General features: G+C 73.8%; 16 protein-coding genes. 12 read left to right on the top strand and 4 right to left on the bottom strand.

The genetic code is table 11. From position 1 onward, the window contains the following. Nucleotide 1: 1 nt before the first annotated feature. The 6 genes from Y09_RS02125 to Y09_RS02100 all read left to right on the top strand — a co-directional run bounded on the left by Y09_RS02125 (nt 2) and on the right by Y09_RS02100 (nt 6,601). The gene (locus Y09_RS02125; protein ID WP_053916010.1) at nt 2-769 is read left to right on the top strand and encodes a glycerophosphodiester phosphodiesterase family protein; all 768 of its coding nucleotides are present in this window, start codon (nt 2-4) and stop codon (nt 767-769) included. A gap of 222 nt (nt 770-991) precedes the next feature. Beyond that, nucleotides 992-1,720: a glycerophosphodiester phosphodiesterase family protein gene (locus Y09_RS02120; protein WP_053916009.1), complete on the top strand. Its 729-nt coding sequence runs from the start codon at nt 992-994 to the stop codon at nt 1,718-1,720. A 178-nt stretch (nt 1,721-1,898) separates the two neighbouring features. Then, the gene (locus Y09_RS02115) at nt 1,899-2,822 is read left to right on the top strand and encodes an NADP-dependent oxidoreductase (protein WP_053916036.1); all 924 of its coding nucleotides are present in this window, start codon (nt 1,899-1,901) and stop codon (nt 2,820-2,822) included. Between the two features lie 97 nt (nt 2,823-2,919). Continuing rightward, on the top strand, nt 2,920-3,483 hold the full coding sequence (locus Y09_RS02110; protein ID WP_053916008.1) for an O-acetyl-ADP-ribose deacetylase: 564 nt from the start codon (nt 2,920-2,922) through the stop codon (nt 3,481-3,483). Between the two features lie 159 nt (nt 3,484-3,642). After that, nucleotides 3,643-4,986 (top strand): NADP-specific glutamate dehydrogenase, encoded by a 1,344-nt coding sequence (gdhA, locus tag Y09_RS02105; RefSeq protein WP_053916007.1) that lies wholly within the window; start codon nt 3,643-3,645, stop codon nt 4,984-4,986. 175 nt (nt 4,987-5,161) lie between these two features. Further along, nucleotides 5,162-6,601 (top strand): hypothetical protein, encoded by a 1,440-nt coding sequence (locus Y09_RS02100; RefSeq protein ID WP_234695598.1) that lies wholly within the window; start codon nt 5,162-5,164, stop codon nt 6,599-6,601. A 264-nt stretch (nt 6,602-6,865) separates the two neighbouring features. Here the strand turns inward: Y09_RS02100 and Y09_RS02095 are convergent, their stop codons facing one another. After that, nucleotides 6,866-7,480 carry a TIGR03086 family metal-binding protein gene (locus tag Y09_RS02095; protein WP_053916005.1) on the bottom strand — a complete coding sequence of 205 codons (615 nt, stop codon included), beginning with the start codon at nt 7,478-7,480 and terminating at the stop codon, nt 6,866-6,868. 203 nt (nt 7,481-7,683) lie between these two features. On the opposite strand from Y09_RS02095, the gene Y09_RS02090 reads away from it, so the two are divergent. Then, complete coding sequence (locus Y09_RS02090; RefSeq protein WP_053916004.1) at nt 7,684-8,502, top strand: helix-turn-helix domain-containing protein; 819 nt, start codon at nt 7,684-7,686, stop codon at nt 8,500-8,502. A gap of 3 nt (nt 8,503-8,505) precedes the next feature. Here Y09_RS02090 and Y09_RS02085 read toward each other — a convergent pair whose 3' ends face one another. Both Y09_RS02085 and Y09_RS02080 read right to left on the bottom strand, forming a co-directional pair. Continuing rightward, nucleotides 8,506-9,339 carry a fructosamine kinase family protein gene (locus tag Y09_RS02085; RefSeq protein ID WP_159419629.1) on the bottom strand — a complete coding sequence of 278 codons (834 nt, stop codon included), beginning with the start codon at nt 9,337-9,339 and terminating at the stop codon, nt 8,506-8,508. A gap of 25 nt (nt 9,340-9,364) precedes the next feature. Then, on the bottom strand, nt 9,365-10,516 hold the full coding sequence (locus tag Y09_RS02080) for a phosphotransferase family protein (RefSeq protein ID WP_053916002.1): 1,152 nt from the start codon (nt 10,514-10,516) through the stop codon (nt 9,365-9,367). Between the two features lie 103 nt (nt 10,517-10,619). On the opposite strand from Y09_RS02080, the gene Y09_RS02075 reads away from it, so the two are divergent. After that, on the top strand, nt 10,620-11,543 hold the full coding sequence (locus Y09_RS02075) for a sulfite exporter TauE/SafE family protein (protein ID WP_053916001.1): 924 nt from the start codon (nt 10,620-10,622) through the stop codon (nt 11,541-11,543). 304 nt (nt 11,544-11,847) lie between these two features. Here the strand turns inward: Y09_RS02075 and hutG are convergent, their stop codons facing one another. Then, nucleotides 11,848-12,891 (bottom strand): formimidoylglutamase, encoded by a 1,044-nt coding sequence (hutG, locus tag Y09_RS02070; RefSeq protein WP_053916000.1) that lies wholly within the window; start codon nt 12,889-12,891, stop codon nt 11,848-11,850. Between the two features lie 220 nt (nt 12,892-13,111). Between hutG and Y09_RS02065 the strand changes: the two genes are divergently transcribed. The 4 genes from Y09_RS02065 (at nt 13,112) to hutU (ending at nt 17,554) form a co-directional block, all read left to right on the top strand. After that, nucleotides 13,112-13,990: a formate/nitrite transporter family protein gene (locus Y09_RS02065; protein ID WP_053915999.1), complete on the top strand. Its 879-nt coding sequence runs from the start codon at nt 13,112-13,114 to the stop codon at nt 13,988-13,990. Between the two features lie 51 nt (nt 13,991-14,041). After that, nucleotides 14,042-14,842, top strand: coding sequence for an IclR family transcriptional regulator (locus tag Y09_RS02060; RefSeq protein WP_053915998.1), 801 nt, complete (start codon nt 14,042-14,044; stop codon nt 14,840-14,842). Nucleotides 14,843-14,873: 31 nt separating this feature from the next. Further along, entirely contained in the window at nt 14,874-15,752 is an 879-nt protein-coding gene (locus Y09_RS02055) for an alpha/beta fold hydrolase (RefSeq protein WP_053915997.1), read from the top strand. Nucleotides 15,753-15,871: 119 nt separating this feature from the next. Beyond that, nucleotides 15,872-17,554 (top strand): urocanate hydratase, encoded by a 1,683-nt coding sequence (gene hutU, locus Y09_RS02050; RefSeq protein ID WP_053915996.1) that lies wholly within the window; start codon nt 15,872-15,874, stop codon nt 17,552-17,554. Nucleotides 17,555-17,563: the final 9 nt, after the last annotated feature.

Raw genomic sequence — 17,563 nt, 5'->3', positions numbered from 1 at the left:
CATGACCCCCACGCAGCCCGCCCTCGTCGGACACCGGGGCGCCGCAGCCCTCGACCCCGAGAACACCGTGCGCTCCTTCCGGCGCGGCGTCGCCGAGGGCTCGACGCTGCTCGAGTGCGACGTCCATCTCAGCGCCGACGGCCAGGACGTGATCCTCCACGACGCGACCCTGGACCGCACCGTGCAGGCCGACTCCCCGCTGCGCACCGGCGCGGTCGCCGACCTGACCCGCGCCCAGCTGGACCGGGTGCTGGTGGGGGAGGGCGAGCACATCCCGACCCTCGCCCAGGTGCTCGAGGCGGCCGTGCGCGAGGACGGCACCCGGGTGCCGCTGCTGGTGGAGATCAAGGCGCCGGGCGCCGTGGAGCGGGTGCTCGAGATCCTCGCCGAGGAGTTCGGCGACGGCGGCGCGGAGGCCTGGACGGATCCGTCGGCCGCCCCGGCCGTGCTGCTCTCCTTCCACCAGGAGCCGCTGCAGCACGCGCAGCAGGTCGCGCCGTGGATCCCGCGGATGCTGACCACCACCGCGACGAGCCCCGAGTGGTGGCTGGCGTGCCGAGACCTCGGCGTCGTCCACGCCGGCGTGCGGATCGCCGACGCCCGTCAGGCCGACGTCGAGCGCGCTGCCGAGCTCGGCGTGGCCCTGAACCTGTGGACCGCACGCACCGAGGAGGAGCTCGAGCGGGCCCTCGAGCTCGGCTGCGACACCCTCACCGTCGACGACCCGGTCTGGGCGGCGGCGCTGATGGAGCGCCACGCCCTGGTCTGAGCGTGTGAGGGACGGGGCGATGGACGGGGGAGCCCCTGGCCGCCGCTCGGCCGGTCCCGCACCTGTGTCGAGCACGGGGCGAAGGCGTGACCCGCGGCATGCTGGGGGTCGGGACGGGAGGGCCTCGTCCCGAGCGCCTCGCCGCGCCGGGCGACCGGACCGCCCCCGACCCGCACGAGCTCGCCCCCCGATCACTGCACGCCCGACCGCTCAAGGAGCACCATGACCCCGAAGCGCCCCGCCCGCCCCGCGATCGTCGGCCACCGCGGCGCCAGCGCGCACGCCCCCGAGAACACGCTCGCCGCGTTCCGCCGCGCGATCGAGGACGGCGCCCAGCTGCTCGAGTGCGACGTCCATCTCAGCGCAGACGACGAGGTGGTCGTGATGCACGACGAGACCATCGACCGCACTGCCGCGGCGGACTCGCCCCGGCGCAGCGGCGCCATCGGCGAGCTGACCCGTGCCGAGCTCGACACGGTGCTGCTCGAGGACGGTGAGAAGGTCCCCTCGCTCGCCGAGCTGCTGGAGACGACCACCGTGCCCCTGTTCATCGAGGTCAAGGTCGCCGGTGCCGGCGAGGCCGTCGCCGGGCAGCTCGCCGCGCTCCCGGAGGACTCCCCGGCGAAGGTCTCCACCGTCATCTCCTTCCACGCCGAGGCGCTCGAGGCGATCCGTCGCGGCAGCCCTGGCACGCCGGTCTCGTATCTCGTCGAGCAGATCACCGAGCAGACGATCCGGACAGCGAAGGACCTCGGCGCCGCGGGGATCGGCCCGGCGATCGACGGGCTCGCCCTCCGCGCCGCCCGCGCCGTGCACGAGGCCGGTCTGCGCCTGAACCCGTGGACCGTGAACACCGCGGTCCAGCTCGAGGTGGCCCTCGCCTGCGGCGTCGACACGATCACCACCGACGACCCGGCCTGGGTGCAGCGCGAGCTCGACGTGCGGAGCTGACGTCCGGGGCGCCTCCTGTGCCGCCCCGGCCTCGCCGCCCGAGACATCGCCCTGCCCGGCTCCGCCAGCCTGGTGGAGATCCTGCGGCCGGCGGAGGTCGTGATCGCGCGCGCGAGGAGCCCGCAGCCGCGCGCGTCCCACGGGAATGCGGGGAGAGCGCCGCGCGTTGCACACCCTCATGAAGGCCATCACCTACAGCAGCTACGGGGGCCCCGAGGTCCTCACCCTCTCCGAGCTCGAGGACCCGAAGGTCGGCCCTGGCGAGATCCTCGTCGACGTGCGCGCCGCGGGAGTGAACCCCGTGGACTGGAAGGTCCTCTCCGGCGGCCTCGACCCGCTGATGACCACCATCTTCCCTGTGATCCCCGGCTGGGACGTCGCGGGCGTCGTCACGGCGGTGGGCCTGGACGTCCCGGAGTTCTCCGTCGGCGACGCGGTCATGGCGTACGCCCGCAAGGACTGGGTCCAGGCCGGCTCCTTCGCCGAGAAGATGACGGTCCCGGTGCGCGCCGCCGCTCGCAAGCCCGACTCCCTCTCCTTCGCCCAGGCCGCCGCGCTGCCTCTCGCCGGCCTCACCGCCTACCAGTCCCTGCACCGTCTCGGCCTCACCGCCGGGCAGACGGTGCTGGTCCACGGCGCGAACGGCGGCGTCGGCTCCTTCGCCGTGCAGATCGCCGCCGGGGCCGGCGCCCGCGTGATCGGCACCGCCTCCGAGCGCAGTCACGAGCGGATCCGCGGCCTCGGCGCCGAGCCCGTGACCTACGGTGACGGGCTCGAGGAGCGGGTCCGCGCACTGGCCCCCGGGGGCGCCGACCTCGTCGTGGACTACGTGGGCGGCGTGCTCGAGCAGACCCTCGCCGTGCTCGCCCCCGGCGGTCGCCACGCCTCGGTCGCCGACGGCTCCGTCGGCGAGGCGGGCGGTGCCTACCTGTGGGTGCGGCCCGACGCCGGGGACCTCGCCGCGCTCGCCGAGCTGGTCGAGGCCGGCTCGCTGCGCGTCGACGTCGAGCGCACCTTCGACCTCGCTGACGCCGCCGACGCGTTCCGCGCGAGCATGGAGGGGCACACGAGCGGGAAGATCGTGGTGACCGTCGGGGAGTGAGGTCTCCGCGCCGGGCCGTCGCAGTCGCGGACGGATCGCGGGAACCGATGGCTCCCTCGCCGGCACCGCCGAGCCCGACACGCTGAGGAGGAACGCCATGACGACCGTCGACGGATCCCCGCTGATCACCCTGCGCCGCGGCGACATCACCCGGGTGGACGACGTCGACGCGATCGTCAACGCCGCGAACTCCACCCTGCTCGGCGGCGGCGGGGTCGACGGCGCGATCCATCGCGCCGCCGGCCCCGGCCTGCTCGCCGAGTGCCGCACCCTGGGCGGCTGCGCGACCGGGGACGCGAAGCTCACCGGCGGGCACGACCTGCCCGTCCCGCACGTCCTGCACACCGTCGGCCCCGTCTGGTCCGTCCACGCCGACGAGGCCGGACGGGCCCGCCGCGACGCCGATCTGGCCTCCTGCTACCGGCGCTGCCTCGAGGTCGCCGACGAGCACGATCTGCGCCGCCTCGCCTTCCCCTCGATCTCCACCGGCGCCTACCGCTTCCCCCTCGAGCGCGCCGCCCGGATCGCGATCGCGAGCCTGCGCGAGACCGCGGCGCGGCTCGGCGGGCGCTGGGAGCTGCGCCTGGCGCTCTTCGACGACGAGACCCTCGCCGCCTACGAGAAGGCGCTCGACGGCCGTCGCGTCGACGCTCGGCTGTGATCCCCGTCTCGCCGGTGCATGGCGAGACAGGCACGTGCATGTTCACTCACCGAACGTCCCGTGACCGCCCGGCTCCGTACGCGTAGTCTGGCCCCGCTCCGCCCTCCCGACCCCGAGGGCCCCGCGATATCGGGCCCCCGGGCCCCTGAAAGGACCGCGATGCTCGACTCGACGCTCCAGGACACCTTCGACCGCGTGCTCCGCCGCAACCCCGGCGAGCCCGAGTTCCACCAGGCCGTCCGGGAGGTGTTCGAGTCTCTCGAGGTCGTCCAGTCCCGGCACCCGGAGTACCAGGACCACGGGATCCTCATGCGCCTGTGCGAGCCCGAGCGCCAGATCATCTTCCGCGTCCCGTGGGTGGACGACGAGGGGACCGTGCAGGTCAACCGCGGCTTCCGCGTCGAGTACAACTCCGCGCTCGGCCCGTACAAGGGCGGTCTGCGCTTCCATCCGAGCGTCAACCTCGGCATCGTGAAGTTCCTCGGCTTCGAGCAGATCTTCAAGAACTCCCTGACCGGCCTGCCCATCGGCGGCGGCAAGGGCGGCTCCGACTTCGACCCGCACGGCCGCAGCGACGGCGAGGTCATGCGCTTCTGCCAGTCCTTCATGACCGAGCTGCACCGCCACATGGGCGAGTACACCGACGTCCCCGCCGGCGACATCGGCGTGGGCGCCCGCGAGATCGGCTACCTCTTCGGCCAGTACAAGCGCCTGACCAACCGGTACGAGGCCGGCGTGCTCACCGGCAAGGGTCTGGACTGGGGCGGCTCGCTCGTGCGCAAGGAGGCCACCGGCTACGGCGCGGCCATCTTCGCCGACGAGATGCTCAAGGCCCGCGGCAAGTCCTTCGAGGGCCGCCGCGTCGCCGTCTCCGGCTCCGGCAACGTCGCGCTCTACGCGATCGAGAAGTCCCGCCAGCTCGGCGGCACCCCGATCACCGCCTCGGACTCCTCCGGCTACGTCGTCGACGAGAACGGCATCGACCTCGACCTGCTCCAGCAGATCAAGGAGGTCGAGCGCGGCCGCATCCACGAGTACGCCGAGCGCCGCGGCGAGGGCGCCCGCTTCGTCAAGGGCGGCAGCGTCTGGGACGTCCCGGCCGACATCGCGATCCCGTCCGCGACGCAGAACGAGCTCGGCGCCGGCGACGCCCGCACCCTGGTCAAGAACGGCGTGCTCGCCGTGTCCGAGGGCGCGAACATGCCCTGCACCCCCGAGGCCGTGGCCGTGTTCCGCGAGGCCGAGGTCGCCTACGGGCCCGGCAAGGCCGCGAACGCCGGCGGCGTCGCGACCAGCGCGCTCGAGATGCAGCAGAACGCGAGCCGCGATGCGTGGAGCTTCGAGCACACCGAGGAGCGCCTCACGCAGATCATGAGGAACATCCACACCACCTGCCTCGAGACCGCCGAGGACATGGGCCGCCCCGGCGACTACGTCGTCGGTGCGAACGTCGCCGGCTTCCGCAAGGTGGCCGACGCGATGATCGCCTTCGGCGTCATCTGAGCCGAGCCCGCTCCGGCCACGACGCCCGTCCCGCATCCCGCGGGGCGGGCGTCGTCGTGCGGGGGGCCTCCCGGCTCCATGCAGCACTCGATACTGTCGGCCCCTCACGACTGTCGTGATTCAGGTCGCCGCTCTCCAATTGCGAAAGATTCTCATTCGCTGGTAGCTTCCTGGCATGCACCTGATGAGAAACATTGTCATGAAGCGGCGTGCCGTCGCGCTCCTCGGCGCGGGCGTGCTCGCGCTCTCCGCCCGCGGCTCCGGCGCCGACGGCGGAGCCTCCGACGGCGGGGGGGAGGAGGCCGGGGCCGCCGAGTCCCCGTCCTCGGTCCGCACCGAGGTCGGCGCGCTCAGCCCCCGTATCGTCCTCGCCCACGAGGGCGGTGTCGTCACCCTCGACTCGGCCGACGGCTCCGTGCTGAACGAGACCCCCGTCGAGGGGTACGTGCGGCTGAACCCGGCCGGCGACGGCCGCCACGTCGCGGTCAGCGCCTCCGACGCCGTGACCATGTACGACACCGGCCTGCTCGCCCAGGGCCACGGCGACCACTTCGACTACTACGTCCAGGACCCGGCGCTCACCGACCTCTCCCTCGAGGCCCCGATGCCCGGCCACGTCATCCCCCACGGCGACCGCACCGCGATCTTCGCCGACGGCACCGGCGACATCACCCTGATCGACCCCACCGCCCTCGGCGAGGGCCAGCTCGACGTGCTCGAGGAGACCGCGACCGAGGACCCGCACCACGGCGTCGCCGTGCCGCTGTCCGACGGCGGGCTGCTCACCACCCAGGGCACCGAGGACGCGCGCAGCACCGTCCAGGTCCTCGACGCCGACGGCAAGGTCGTCGCCGAGACCGACGACTGCCCCGGCGTGCACGGCGAGGCCGCCGCGCAGCCCACCGAGTCCGGCGACGTCATCTCGCTGGGCTGCGAGAACGGCTCGGTGATCTACCGCGACGGCGAGTTCCACAAGGTCGCGATCGACGGCGACTACCAGCGCTCCGGCAACCAGAAGGGCCACGAGGAATCCCCGATCGTGCTCGCGGACCACAAGGTCGAGGCCGAGCCCGCCGGCGGCATCGAGCGCCCCACCGAGATCGCGCTGATCGACACGCGCGACGCGACCCAGCAGCTCGTCGACCTCGGCTCCCCGTACTGGTTCCGCAGCCTCGACCGCGGCCCCGACGGAGAGGCGCTCGTGCTCACCTACGACGGGGAGCTGAACATCCTGGACCCCGAGAGCGGCGAGATCCTCCACGAGGTCCCCGTGACCGGTGAGTGGGAGGAGGGCGAGAACTGGCAGGAGGCCGGCCCGATGCTCTCGGTCGCCGACGGCACCGCCTTCGTCGTCGACCCCGAGGCGAAGAAGCTCAGCATGGTCGATGTCGCCAGCGGCGAGGTCTACCGCGAGCTCGACCTGCCCGTCGTCCCGCACGAGATCCAGGTGACCACCGGCACCGCCTCCGGCGAGTACGAGGTCTCCCCGGGCGCGAGCGAGTCGGAGGGCGAGGAGGGCCACGAGGGCCGCGACCACGCCGACGAGGACGGCCACGACCACGGCGCCAGCGATGCCGGCGGCGCCGAGGACGACCACGAGGGCCACGACCACTGAGTCCCCGCCGCTGAGCATCGGCCACCGGACCGGGGGCAGACCCCCAGGACCTCCATCGAGACGTGGCCTTGTGCCGGAATGGCCACTCATTCCGACACAAGGCCACGTCTCGATCGCGTCGGTGCACGCCTCCCGAATGCGTCGGCGCCCTTCTCCGACGCCGAGTGGTGCATGTGGACCGCTATGTGCAGGTCATGGCAGTCCACATGCACCACTCGGCGTGAGGGCAGGCGTGGTGGCCGGGGCCGGCGGAGGGGGTGTGTCTCAGCCGCGGCGGCCGGTCCTCGCGAGCACCCGGGTCTGGGCATCGGCCCCGCCGGGCACGTCCACGGGCGCGCCGAAGATGCCGGGGGCGTAGGCATGCTCGCCCCAGCCGTCCACCGCGGCGTCGACCAGCGCGAGCTCGGCCTCGGTGAGGCGGGCGTCGCGGCCCTGTGACCTGGCCAGGTCCCAGCGATGGACGATCAGGTCGAAGCCGTAGAAGTCCAGCAGCACGTCACCGACGGTCGTCGGACCGAAGGCCCCGTCGTGGGGGCGGGAGGCCGCGGCGGGGTCGGCCAGGAGCGCCTCGACCACGTCGAGGTGCGCGGCCCAGCGCGCGGCCGGGTCCGCAACCGCCTCGCCGGTCTCCCCTGCAGGGTTCTCGTCCGCAGGGCTCTCTTCGGCGGGGCGCTCGTCGGCGATGAGGCCGACGCCCACCAGGAACTCCCGCTCGGTGTCGATGACGTGGATGAGCACGTCACGAGCGGTCCAGCCCTCGCAGGGGCTCGGCGCGTCCCAGTCGGCGACCGCCTCCACCTCCGCGGTGAACGGCGCGGACCGCTCGCGCCAGCGGGTCGCGGCGTCGGGGCCGGCGGCGGGTCGTGCAGTGGTGCTCATGTCTCCTCCTTCGTCGCCGTCCCGGACGTCCCGGGCGGGCGAGGTCGACGCTACGGAGCACCCGTCGGGCGGTCTTGTGGATTCCCGACACCGCCGCCGACGGGCCGGATCCGAGGCGAAGGGTCGGCGGTCCCGGCGCCGGTGACTCGTGTCCGCGGGGTCGTCACCGGGGCGGCACCGCCGGACACGGCTACTGTGCGGCCATGGCCTCACGCGCGTCGGACGACATCGAGCGGGCGCATCTGCGCGACCCGGCCGACCGCAGCTTCACCATCCACCGCCGGCTCCCGCCCGCCTCGCTGCGCCCCTGGCTGCGCCGCTACTGGATCCCGGTCTGGGACGTGCCGGAGGGGGAGCGGGCCGAGCAGCGGGTGCTGCAGTTCCCCGTCTGCCTCATGATCACGACCCCCGCCTACTCGCGATTCGTCGGCCCGAATCCCGGGCTCTCCACCACGGTGCTCGAGGGCTGCTCCTGGGGCTTCGGCGTCATGTTCGCCCCGGCCGCGGGCGCCGTGCTGCACGGGGGAGGGCTCCGCGAGCTCGCCGGCGGCCATCGGGAGCTCGAAGGGGTCGCGGCGCTCGCCGGCCTCACGGCGCCGCTGCGGGAGCTGATGGCGCAGGGGCCCGACGAGGACGAGGTCCATGCGGCGTGCTGCGCGCTCGTGGAGGAGCGCATCGCCGGGCTCGGTCCACCCCGGGAGGAGGACCTCCTGATCGACGCGATCGTCGAGGAGGTCGAGAACGACCCGGCGCTGTGCGAGGTCGGGCAGCTGTGCAGCCGCTTCGGGCTCGGGGAGCGTGCGCTGCAGCGGCTCACCGGCAGGCGGCTCGGCCTCACGCCCGCGTGGCTGATCCGGCGGCGGCGGCTGCACGAGGCGGCCGACGGGCTGCGCGGCGACGAGGACCTCGCCGCGCTCGCGGCACGGCTCGGCTATGCCGACCAGTCCCACTTCACCCACGACGTCCACACCGCGACGGGGTCGACGCCCGGAGAGCTCGCCCGGCGGTGGCGCGAGGGGTGAGGCTCAGAAGCCCAGCTCGTCCGCCCGCGCGATGATCGCCTCGGCGGTGGAGATCGTCTGGTCCACGTACGCCTCGCCGAAGAGGTGCACATGGGCGAGCAGCCCGAAGAAGAGGTGCGCGGGCAGGTCCTGCTCCCAGTCGCCGGGCAGCGGGTGCTCCTCGGTGTAGCCCTCGAAGATCTCCTCGAGGTGCGGGGCGTCGAAGAGGGAGAGCATCGCGAGGTCCTCGAGGCGGTGGCCGCCGTGCGCGGAGGGGTCGATGAGGGTCACCCCGTCGGCCGTCCACATCAGGTTCCCGGACCACAGGTCGCCGTGCACGCGGCTCGGCTTCTCCCTTCCCTGGCCGCTGATGCCGTCGTAGGCGCCGTCGGCGATCACGTCGATCGCCTCGTCGACGGTGTCGTGCCCGTCGGCGCCGAGGGTGCGGGTGACCTTGTCGGCCAGGGGGCGCAGCCGCTCCTCGGCCCAGTACACCGCGAACTCCTCCTCGACGCGGGTCGAGACGGGGAAGGGGTTCTCGAGCGGGCCGAAGAAAGCCGGGTCGGCGGGGGACCAGCCGAAGCCGGGCGCGCCGGCGTCGTGCAGGCGGGCGAGGCGTCGGCCGAACTCGCGGGCCGCCTCGGGGGTCGGGCCGACGGGCTCCAGGCGCACCAGACGCAGGGAGTCCTTCTTCTCCTCGAGCACCTCGACCACGGGGACGGCACCGGGCTCGGCGAGCCAGCGCAAGCCTGCGGCCTCGGCCGCGATGTGCCCCCTGGGGGCGTTCGATGCGTTCTTCACGAAGTCGCTCATGGGCCCACCGTAAGCAGAGGGTGACGTGATCGCGCCACTGTGCAGGTGGGCGATGTGGTGGGGAGGACAGTCAGCCGTCCAGGCCGAGCTCCGCGGCGAGGGTGCCCCGCAGCACCGGCAGCACCTGACGATGGGAGGCGCGGGTCGCGGCGCGCGAGGCGACGTGCACGAGCATCGCGGTGCGCTCGTAGGCGGTCCACGCCCGCATCCGCTCGCGCAGCGCACCGACGTCGGCGATCCCCGCGGGCACCTCGCCGAGCTCGCCGCGCGCCCGCACGTACTCGTCGACGAAGGCCATGACCTGCTCCTCCGCGAGCGGCACGTACCAGGGCCCGCCGTGCACGGGACCGCCGATGATCGCGAGATCCCGGGCGGGGTCGTCGCCCTGCGCCCACTCGTAGTCGATGTACTGCACGCGCGGCAGGCCGGTCGACGGGTCGATGCCGTCCCACAGGATGTTCGTCGAGCACAGGTCGCCGTGGCAGAGCGCGAAGCCGTCCAGCTGCGCGATCTGGTCCTCGATGCCGGCGATGCGGGCGAGCGCCGCCTCGAGGAAGGGCTCGAGCCCGTGCTCGGCGAGCAGCGTGCCGTGCCGGGCGCGCCAGGACTCGACCTCGGCCTCCACCTCGGGCAGCAGCGCCTGGGGGCCGACGGGGACCGCCGCCCACGGGTCCTCCCCGAAGCTCACCGGTCCGCGGCCCGGGGCGGGCACGGCGTGGAGGCGGGCGAGGAGCCGGGCATGGGAGCGCAGGTGCGCGCCCGTCCAGGCCTCGGGCGCTGCGGCCACGCCCGGGATCTCGGTGGTGACGACGCAGGGGTGGCCGAGCGGGCTGGTCGCGGCGTCGTCGTGCACGGCGATCGGATCGGGGCCGGCCTCCGGCGGGATCAGGGTCAGCGCCGCGATCTCGTGGCCCAGGTCCTGGTGCAGCTCCTCGGGGGCGACATGCGCGATCCGCACGATGACCGGCGCGTTCTCCTGCGGGGTCACGCGCCAGGCGGCGAAGCGCTCGCCCACCCCGGCCAGCGACACCCGCGCCTGGCCCGAGAGGGAGGGCGGCAGGGCGGACTTGTGCAGGCCGGGCAGGCGCAGGGGAGTGGCGTCGTCCTCGCCGAGCGGGAGCACGAGCGCGCCGCGCCGCCACGCCTCCACGATCCGTTCGCCCATCGCGGGCGAGGCAGGGTCCAGCGGCGCCGGGGTGCCGGTGCGCGGATCCGGGATCATGTCCGCTCCTCTCCGAGGGGTGGTGCGAGTCTATCGCCGCAGGCCCGCGCTCTGCCCCTGATACGATGAGCCGGCCCGCGCCCCCGCCCGAAGGAGACCCCCGATGGAGCTCGTCCTGCTCGCGATCGGCGTCGGCCTCGGGGTCGGGATCGTGGTCGGGGCGCTCGGCGCGGGCGGGGGGATCCTGGCGGTGCCGGTGCTGGTGTTCCTGCTGGGCATGCCGCCGCATGCCGCGACCGCCTCGAGCCTCGTGATCGTGCTGATCACGGCGTTGGCGAGCCTGCCCCATCATGCACGGCAGCGGAACGTGGAGTGGCGGGCGGGGCTCGTGTTCGCGGCGGTGTCGGTGGTCGGCGCCGTCCTCGGCTCGCGGCTGTCGGCCCTGGTCCCGCCCGATGTGCTGCTGACCCTGTTCGGGGTCATGCTCGCGGTCGTCGCCGCGGCGATGCTGCGCCGCGGTCTGCGCACCCGTCGGACGGAGGACGCGGAGGCCGCCGCCCTCGGCACCACCCCGCTCGCCGACGGGGACGCCCCCATCGCCTCCCACGACGACCCGGTCCTGGATCAGCCCGGCCCCGACACGGTCGCGACGGCCGACGGGCTGCAGCACCATCACGGCGAGCCCGACCCGCCGTTCGCGCCGGCCGCGCCGCCCTCCCCGCGGCTGGGATCCGTGATCGCCGCCGCCTCGCTCACCGGCTGCCTCACCGGCTTCTTCGGCGTGGGTGGCGGGTTCATCGTCGTGCCCATGCTGGTGATCGCGCTGGGGCTCGCGATGCGTCGCGCCTCCGGCACGAGCCTGCTGGTCATGATCATCGCGACCGCCACCAGCCTGCTCGCCCGCCTCGGCACCGACGTGCAGGTCGACTGGGCGACCACCCTGGTCTTCGCGGCCGGCTCCGCCGTCGGCGGCGTGCTCGGCGGGCCGCTGTCGGCGAAGGCGCGCCCCTCGACGCTGACCCTGCTGTTCGCGGCGCTGCTCGCGGGCGTCGCCGCAGTGACGCTCGTCCAGACGCTGCTGCTCTGAGGCCGCGCCGGCGGTGCCGCTGCACCGCCGAGACCTCCCCGCACCGCCGGCCCTCGCGCCCTTTCCCGCCGCCTGCCACGAGAGGACCCTGCACGACGAGCCCCGCGCGCCGTGCTCCGCACCGGCACGAGGGCGGAGTCCGGTGGTCGACTGATGGCGTGTGGCGTACCGCTACGCCTATATAGGCGTACTGGTACGCCCTGCGCCAGCGGGCGACCATGAGCTGGGGTGCTGGGGTGCTGGGGTGCTGGGGTGCTGGGGTGCTGGGGTGCTGGGGAGCTTGCGGGGGCGAGGGACAGGGAGGTCAGGCTTTCGCGCCGGTCACCGTGCGCACCGCGTCGTCGATGAGCCGCGCGGCGGCACGGGCGGTGCGGGAGTCGATGTCGAGGGACGGGTTCAGCTCCACCACGTCCAGCAGCGCCAGCTTCCCGGAGCCCGCCGCGGTGCGGACGGCCGCGGCGATCAGCGGCAGCGGCACCCCGTGCGCGGCCGGCGCCGAGACGCCCGGCGCGACCGCGGCCGGGAGCACGTCCAGGTCGATCGTCAGGTAGAGGACGTCGAGCTCCGCGGCGAACTGCTCCACGAAGCGGGTGATCCCCTCGGCGCCGGCGGCGAGGCACTGCTCGTCGGTCCACCAGGTGACGCCCAGCCCTCGCGCCTTCTCGAACAGCGCGCCGGTGTTCGAGGGTTCCGCGATCCCGAGCACCGCATAGCGCAGCTCGCGGCCCGCGGCGTGCTCCGCCTCGGCCATCTGCGCGAAGGGCGTGCCGGAGGTGGGGCGCGGCTCGCTGCGCAGATCGAAGTGCGTATCGAGGTTCAGCACGCCCCAGCGCTGACCGGCCCGCGGGCCGAAGCCGGAGCCGATCAGCCCCAGGTACGAGGACCAGGCGGTCTCGTGCCCGCCGCCGAGCACCACGGTCAGGCGTGATCCGGCCCGGTCCAGGCCGTGCGCGGTCAGCGCCGCGGCCGCGGCCTGCCCCGCCTCGAGGTCCTCGCCGACGGTCTCCGCATCGCCCAGGTCGTGCAGCTGGACCTCGCCGTGCGCGAGCGGCCCGTGCAGGGCGAGCGGGGCGAGCGCGCGGCGCAGGGCCGCGGGACCGTCGGCCGCGCCGACGCGACCGCGGTTGCGCCGCACCCCCTCGTCGGAGCGGAATCCGAGCAGCGCGACGTGGTCCGCGGCCGGGTCCGGGACGGCGGCACCTGCCTCCGCGACCTCTCCCGACGGGCCGTCGCCGTCGGCCTCTCCGCGGCGCACGACCTGCACCGCCTGGTGCCAGCGGGCGTGCTCAGGGCCGTCGCCGTCGTGCCGTCCGGTCCACGCGGAGGCAGGGGTGGAAGAGGTCGTCATCGAAGGCTCCTCGTCGGCTCTCCAAGGGGGTAGGTTCCTCCCATCATGGCACCGTGGACCCGCCGCCGATCCGGCGCGGGAACCACGGGCGTCCGGCGCACCGGACGCTGCGGCCCTGACGGCGAGAGGCGGTGTCCGGGCAGGTCGAAGCCGGATCCGCGCACGTGGGACGATCGAGAACCGCACGACGAGACCGGCACCCGCACGACGAGGAGTCACGATGGCACGCAGCGACCGTCCGGGCCAGACCGAGGAGCGCCGACGTCTCGGCGCGAGCGACCACGCGGTCGAGGACGCCCTGGTCCAGGAGTTCGAGAACACCGTCTCCGAGGGCGCGAACCGGCTCAACCGCACCTGGCGAGCGCTGGTGGTCACGGGGCTCTTCGGCGGGATCGACGTGGGGCTCGGTCTGCTGGCGATGCTCGCGGTGATGGACGCGACCGGCTCGAAGCTGCTGGGCGGGCTCGCCTTCGGCGTCGGCCTGTACGCGCTGCGGCTGGCGCACTCGGAGCTGTTCACCGAGGAGTTCCTGGTCCCGATCAACGCCATCGTGGCCGGACACGGCACCTGGTGGCAGCTGCTGCGGCTGTGGAGCGTGACGCTGGTGACCAACCTCGCCGGCGGCTGGGCGCTGACCTGGCTGGTCGTCGCGGCGTTCCCGCACTTCGAGGACGTGCTGCTGGAGTCGACCGCGCAGTACATGGAACCCGGCCTCACACTCGAGACGGCCTCCCTCGCGATCCTGGCCGGCTTCACGATCACGCTGGTGACGAGGATGAGCCAGGGCTCCAGCGAGGGCATCGCGACCCTCGCGAACTCTCTCATCTCCGGGCTGCTGGTGGTGGGGCTGAACATGTTCCACGGCGCGCTGAGCTCCGCGGTGATCTTCGCGGCCATGCACGCCGGCGCCGAGACCACCTACCTCCAGTGGCTGGTCTGGTGCGCGTGGGTGATCCCGTTGAACATGGTCGGCGGCCTGGTGATCCTCACCCTGCCCCGGCTCGTGCGCACCTGGGAGCTGGTGCGGGCGGAGCGGGAGGCGCAGAGCCTGCGGTCCGCCGGCGGGGAGGACGGGGCAGAGCCGGCGTCGACGCGCTGAGGGCCGGCCCGTCCCGCTGCGCCTCGGGGGCGTCGGTGGCATGCTTCGGCCATGGCCACCCCGAAAGTCCCGGCGGCCGACGCGACGCTGCGTCTGCTGACCTTCCTCGCCTCGTGCCGCGCCCCCGTCGCCGCCGCGCGCATCGCCGAGGAGCTGGACCTGCCGCGCTCCCGCACCTACGACCTGCTGGCGACCCTCGTCGAGCACGGCTACGTCCTGCACCTTGACCAGGAGCGGCTGTACGGGCTGGGGCCGGCCGCGCACGAGCTCTCCGGGGCCTATCTGCGTCAGGAGCCGCTGGCTCGGATCGGTCGCCGCGTGGTCGAGGCGATGGTCGACGAGGTGGGGGAGAGCGGGCATCTCGCAGTGCTGCATGGGCGTGACGTGCTCTACGTGGTCGAGGAGCGCGCCCGGAACCGGCCGAGCCTCGTCACCGACGTCGGCGTGCGGATCCCCGCCCATCTCACGGCGAGCGGCCGCGCGATCCTCGCTCACCTGCCCGCCCCCCAGCTCCGTGCCCTCTACGGCACCGCCGCCGACTTCGCCGCCCGCACCGACGCACCCGGCCCCGCCACTCCGAAGGAGCTGAGGGAGCTGCTGACGGCCGTGCGCGCAGAGGGGATCGCGAGCGAGTCCGGCGAGGTCAGCGACGAGATGGGCTCGGTCGCCGCCGTGGTGCGCGATCACGCCGGCTGGCCCGCCGCCGCCGTGGCGCTGACCTTCGTCGAGGCTCGCGTCGGCCCCGCCGAGCGCAAGCGCCTCGCCACCTCCGTGCGCCGCGGCGCGGAGGAGATCACACGGCGACTCGGCGGGCGGGCGGAGACGGCGGGGACGTCCCCGACCGGAAGGTGACCGGGCGCCCGCCGGGCCGTAGCGTGCGGGCATGGACTTCGTGACGATGAGCGACGGCGCCCGCCTGGCGACCTGGACCGACCCAGGGCCTGCCGACGCCCCTGCGGTGATCCTGGTCCACGGCGGCCCGGGGCTCTGGGACTACCTCGCCCCGCTCGCCGGACTGCTGGCGGGCCGCGCGACCGTGCACCGCTACGACCAGCGGCGCTGCGGGCACTCGACGGGTCCCGACGGGAGCGGCGGGGCACCAGGAGCCCCCGTCGACCCGCCCGCCGACCTCACCATCGCGCGCTTCGTCGAGGACATCGAGGAGCTGCGCCGGGCCTTCGGGCACGAGCGGGTCGCCCTCGTCGGCCACTCCTTCGGGGCGATCCTCGCCCTCGCGCACGCCGGTACCCATCCCGACCGGGTCTCCGCCCTCGGGTACGTGGACGGGGTGGGAGTGGGCGACTGGCGCACCCCGTACCGGGCCGAGCGGGCGCGCCGCCTCGCGCCCTGGGCGGAGCGCTTCGCCGCGCTGGACGGACGGCAGCGCACCGCCGACGAGGAGGTGGAGTGGCGACGTCTCAGCTGGGCGACGGACTACGCCGATCCCCGGTCCGGCTACGACCTCGCCGAACCGATGGCGACCTCTCCGCACGCGATCGCCCACCAGGTCAATCGTGCGCTGATGCGCTTCGACGACATGGACCAGATCACCTGGGCGACCGCGGTCCGCTGCCCGATCACGTTCCTCCACGGCATGCAGGACCCCCGCCCCGTCGGTCCCGTGGTCTCGCTGGCCGCCCATGCCCGAGCTCCCCGCAAGAGGGTCGTCCCCGAGGCAGGGCACCTGCCGTGGGTCGAGCAGCCCGAGCGGGTCCGGGAGATCCTCGCGGAGATCGTGGCCACCGCGAGCGCGCGGAGCTGACGAGCGGCTCTGGGCGTCCGGTATTCCGGACATCACTCCGGTCCCGCCTCTCGACCCGACCCTGTGGCGGTGGTGTCCTGTGGGGAACCCCGAGACACCACTCGACGAAGGAGCCGACGATGTCCCTCCCCGGAGCCCGTCCCGTCCGCGCCGACCGCGGCACCGACCTCACCGCCAGGTCCTGGCAGACCGAGGCGCCGCTGCGCATGCTCATGAACAACCTCGACCCGGAGGTCGCCGAGCGGCCCGACGATCTCGTCGTCTACGGCGGCACCGGCCGCGCCGCCCGCTCCTGGGAGGCCTTCGACGCGATCGTCGACACCCTCAAGGACCTCGAGGACGACGAGACCCTGCTGGTCCAGTCCGGCAAGCCCGTCGGCGTGCTGCGCACGAACGAGTGGGCGCCGCGCGTGCTGCTGGCGAACTCCAACCTCGTCGGCGACTGGGCGACCTGGCCCGAGTTCCGCCGGCTCGAGGCCGAGGGCCTGATGATGTACGGCCAGATGACCGCCGGGTCCTGGATCTACATCGCCACCCAGGGCATCCTCCAGGGCACCTTCGAGACCTTCGCGGCCGTCGCACAGAAGCGCTTCGGCGGCACCCTGGCCGGCACCATCACCCTCACCGGCGGCTGCGGCGGCATGGGCGGCGCGCAGCCGCTGGCCGTCACCCTCAACGACGGCGTCTGCCTGATCGTGGACGTGGACCGCACCCGCCTCGAGCGCCGCGTCGCCAAGCGCTACTGCCACGAGATCGCCGACGACCTCGACGACGCGATCGCCCGCGCGAACGCGGCCAAGGCCGAGAAGCGGGGCCTGTCCATCGGCATCGTCGGCAACGCGGCCGAGGTCTTCCCCGCCCTGCTCGAGCGCCACCGGGCCGGTGACCTGCAGATCGACGTGGTCACCGACCAGACCTCCGCCCACGACCCGCTGAGCTACCTGCCCACCGAGGTCGCCGTCGAGGACTGGCAGCGCGAGGCCGCGGCCGACGAGGAGGGCTTCACCAAGAAGGCCCGCGAGGCGATGGCGCGCCAGGTCCAGGCCATGGTCGAGTTCCAGGACGAGGGCGCCGAGGTGTTCGACTACGGCAACTCGATCCGCGACGAGGCCCGCCACGCCGGCTACGACCGCGCCTTCGAGTTCCCCGGCTTCGTCCCCGCCTACATCCGGCCGCTGTTCTGCGAGGGCCTCGGCCCGTTCCGCTGGGTGGCGCTGTCCGGCGACCCCGAGGACATCGAGGTCACCGACGCGGCGCTGAAGGAGCTGTTCCCCGAGAACGAGCACCTGCACCGCTGGCTCGACGCCGCCGACGAGTTCGTCGAGTTCGAGGGCCTGCCCGCCCGCATCTGCTGGCTCGGCTACGGCGAGCGGCACAAGGCCGGGATGCTCTTCAACGACCTCGTGCGCGACGGGAAGGTCAAGGCCCCGATCGTCATCGGCCGCGACCACCTCGACTCCGGCTCCGTCGCCTCCCCCTACCGGGAGACCGAGTCGATGCTCGACGGCTCCGACGCGATCGCCGACTGGCCGCTGCTGAACGCCCTGACCGCCACCAGCTCCGGCGCGACCTGGGTCTCGATCCACCACGGCGGCGGCGTCGGCATCGGCCGCTCGATCCACGCCGGCCAGGTCGGCGTCGCCGACGGCACCGAGCTCGCCCGCCGCAAGCTCGAGCGCCTGCTCACCAACGACCCCGCCATGGGCGTGATCCGCCACGTCGACGCCGGCTACTCCCGCGCCGATCAGGTCGCCCACGAGCGCGGGGTCCGCATCCCGATGACCCCGGTGCGCCGGGACTGAGGAGGCACG

Source organism: Brachybacterium sp. SW0106-09 (assembly GCF_001293905.1).
Classification (GTDB): Bacteria; Actinomycetota; Actinomycetes; order Actinomycetales; family Dermabacteraceae; genus Brachybacterium; species Brachybacterium conglomeratum.
This window is presented reverse-complemented; position numbering and strand designations above follow the sequence as displayed.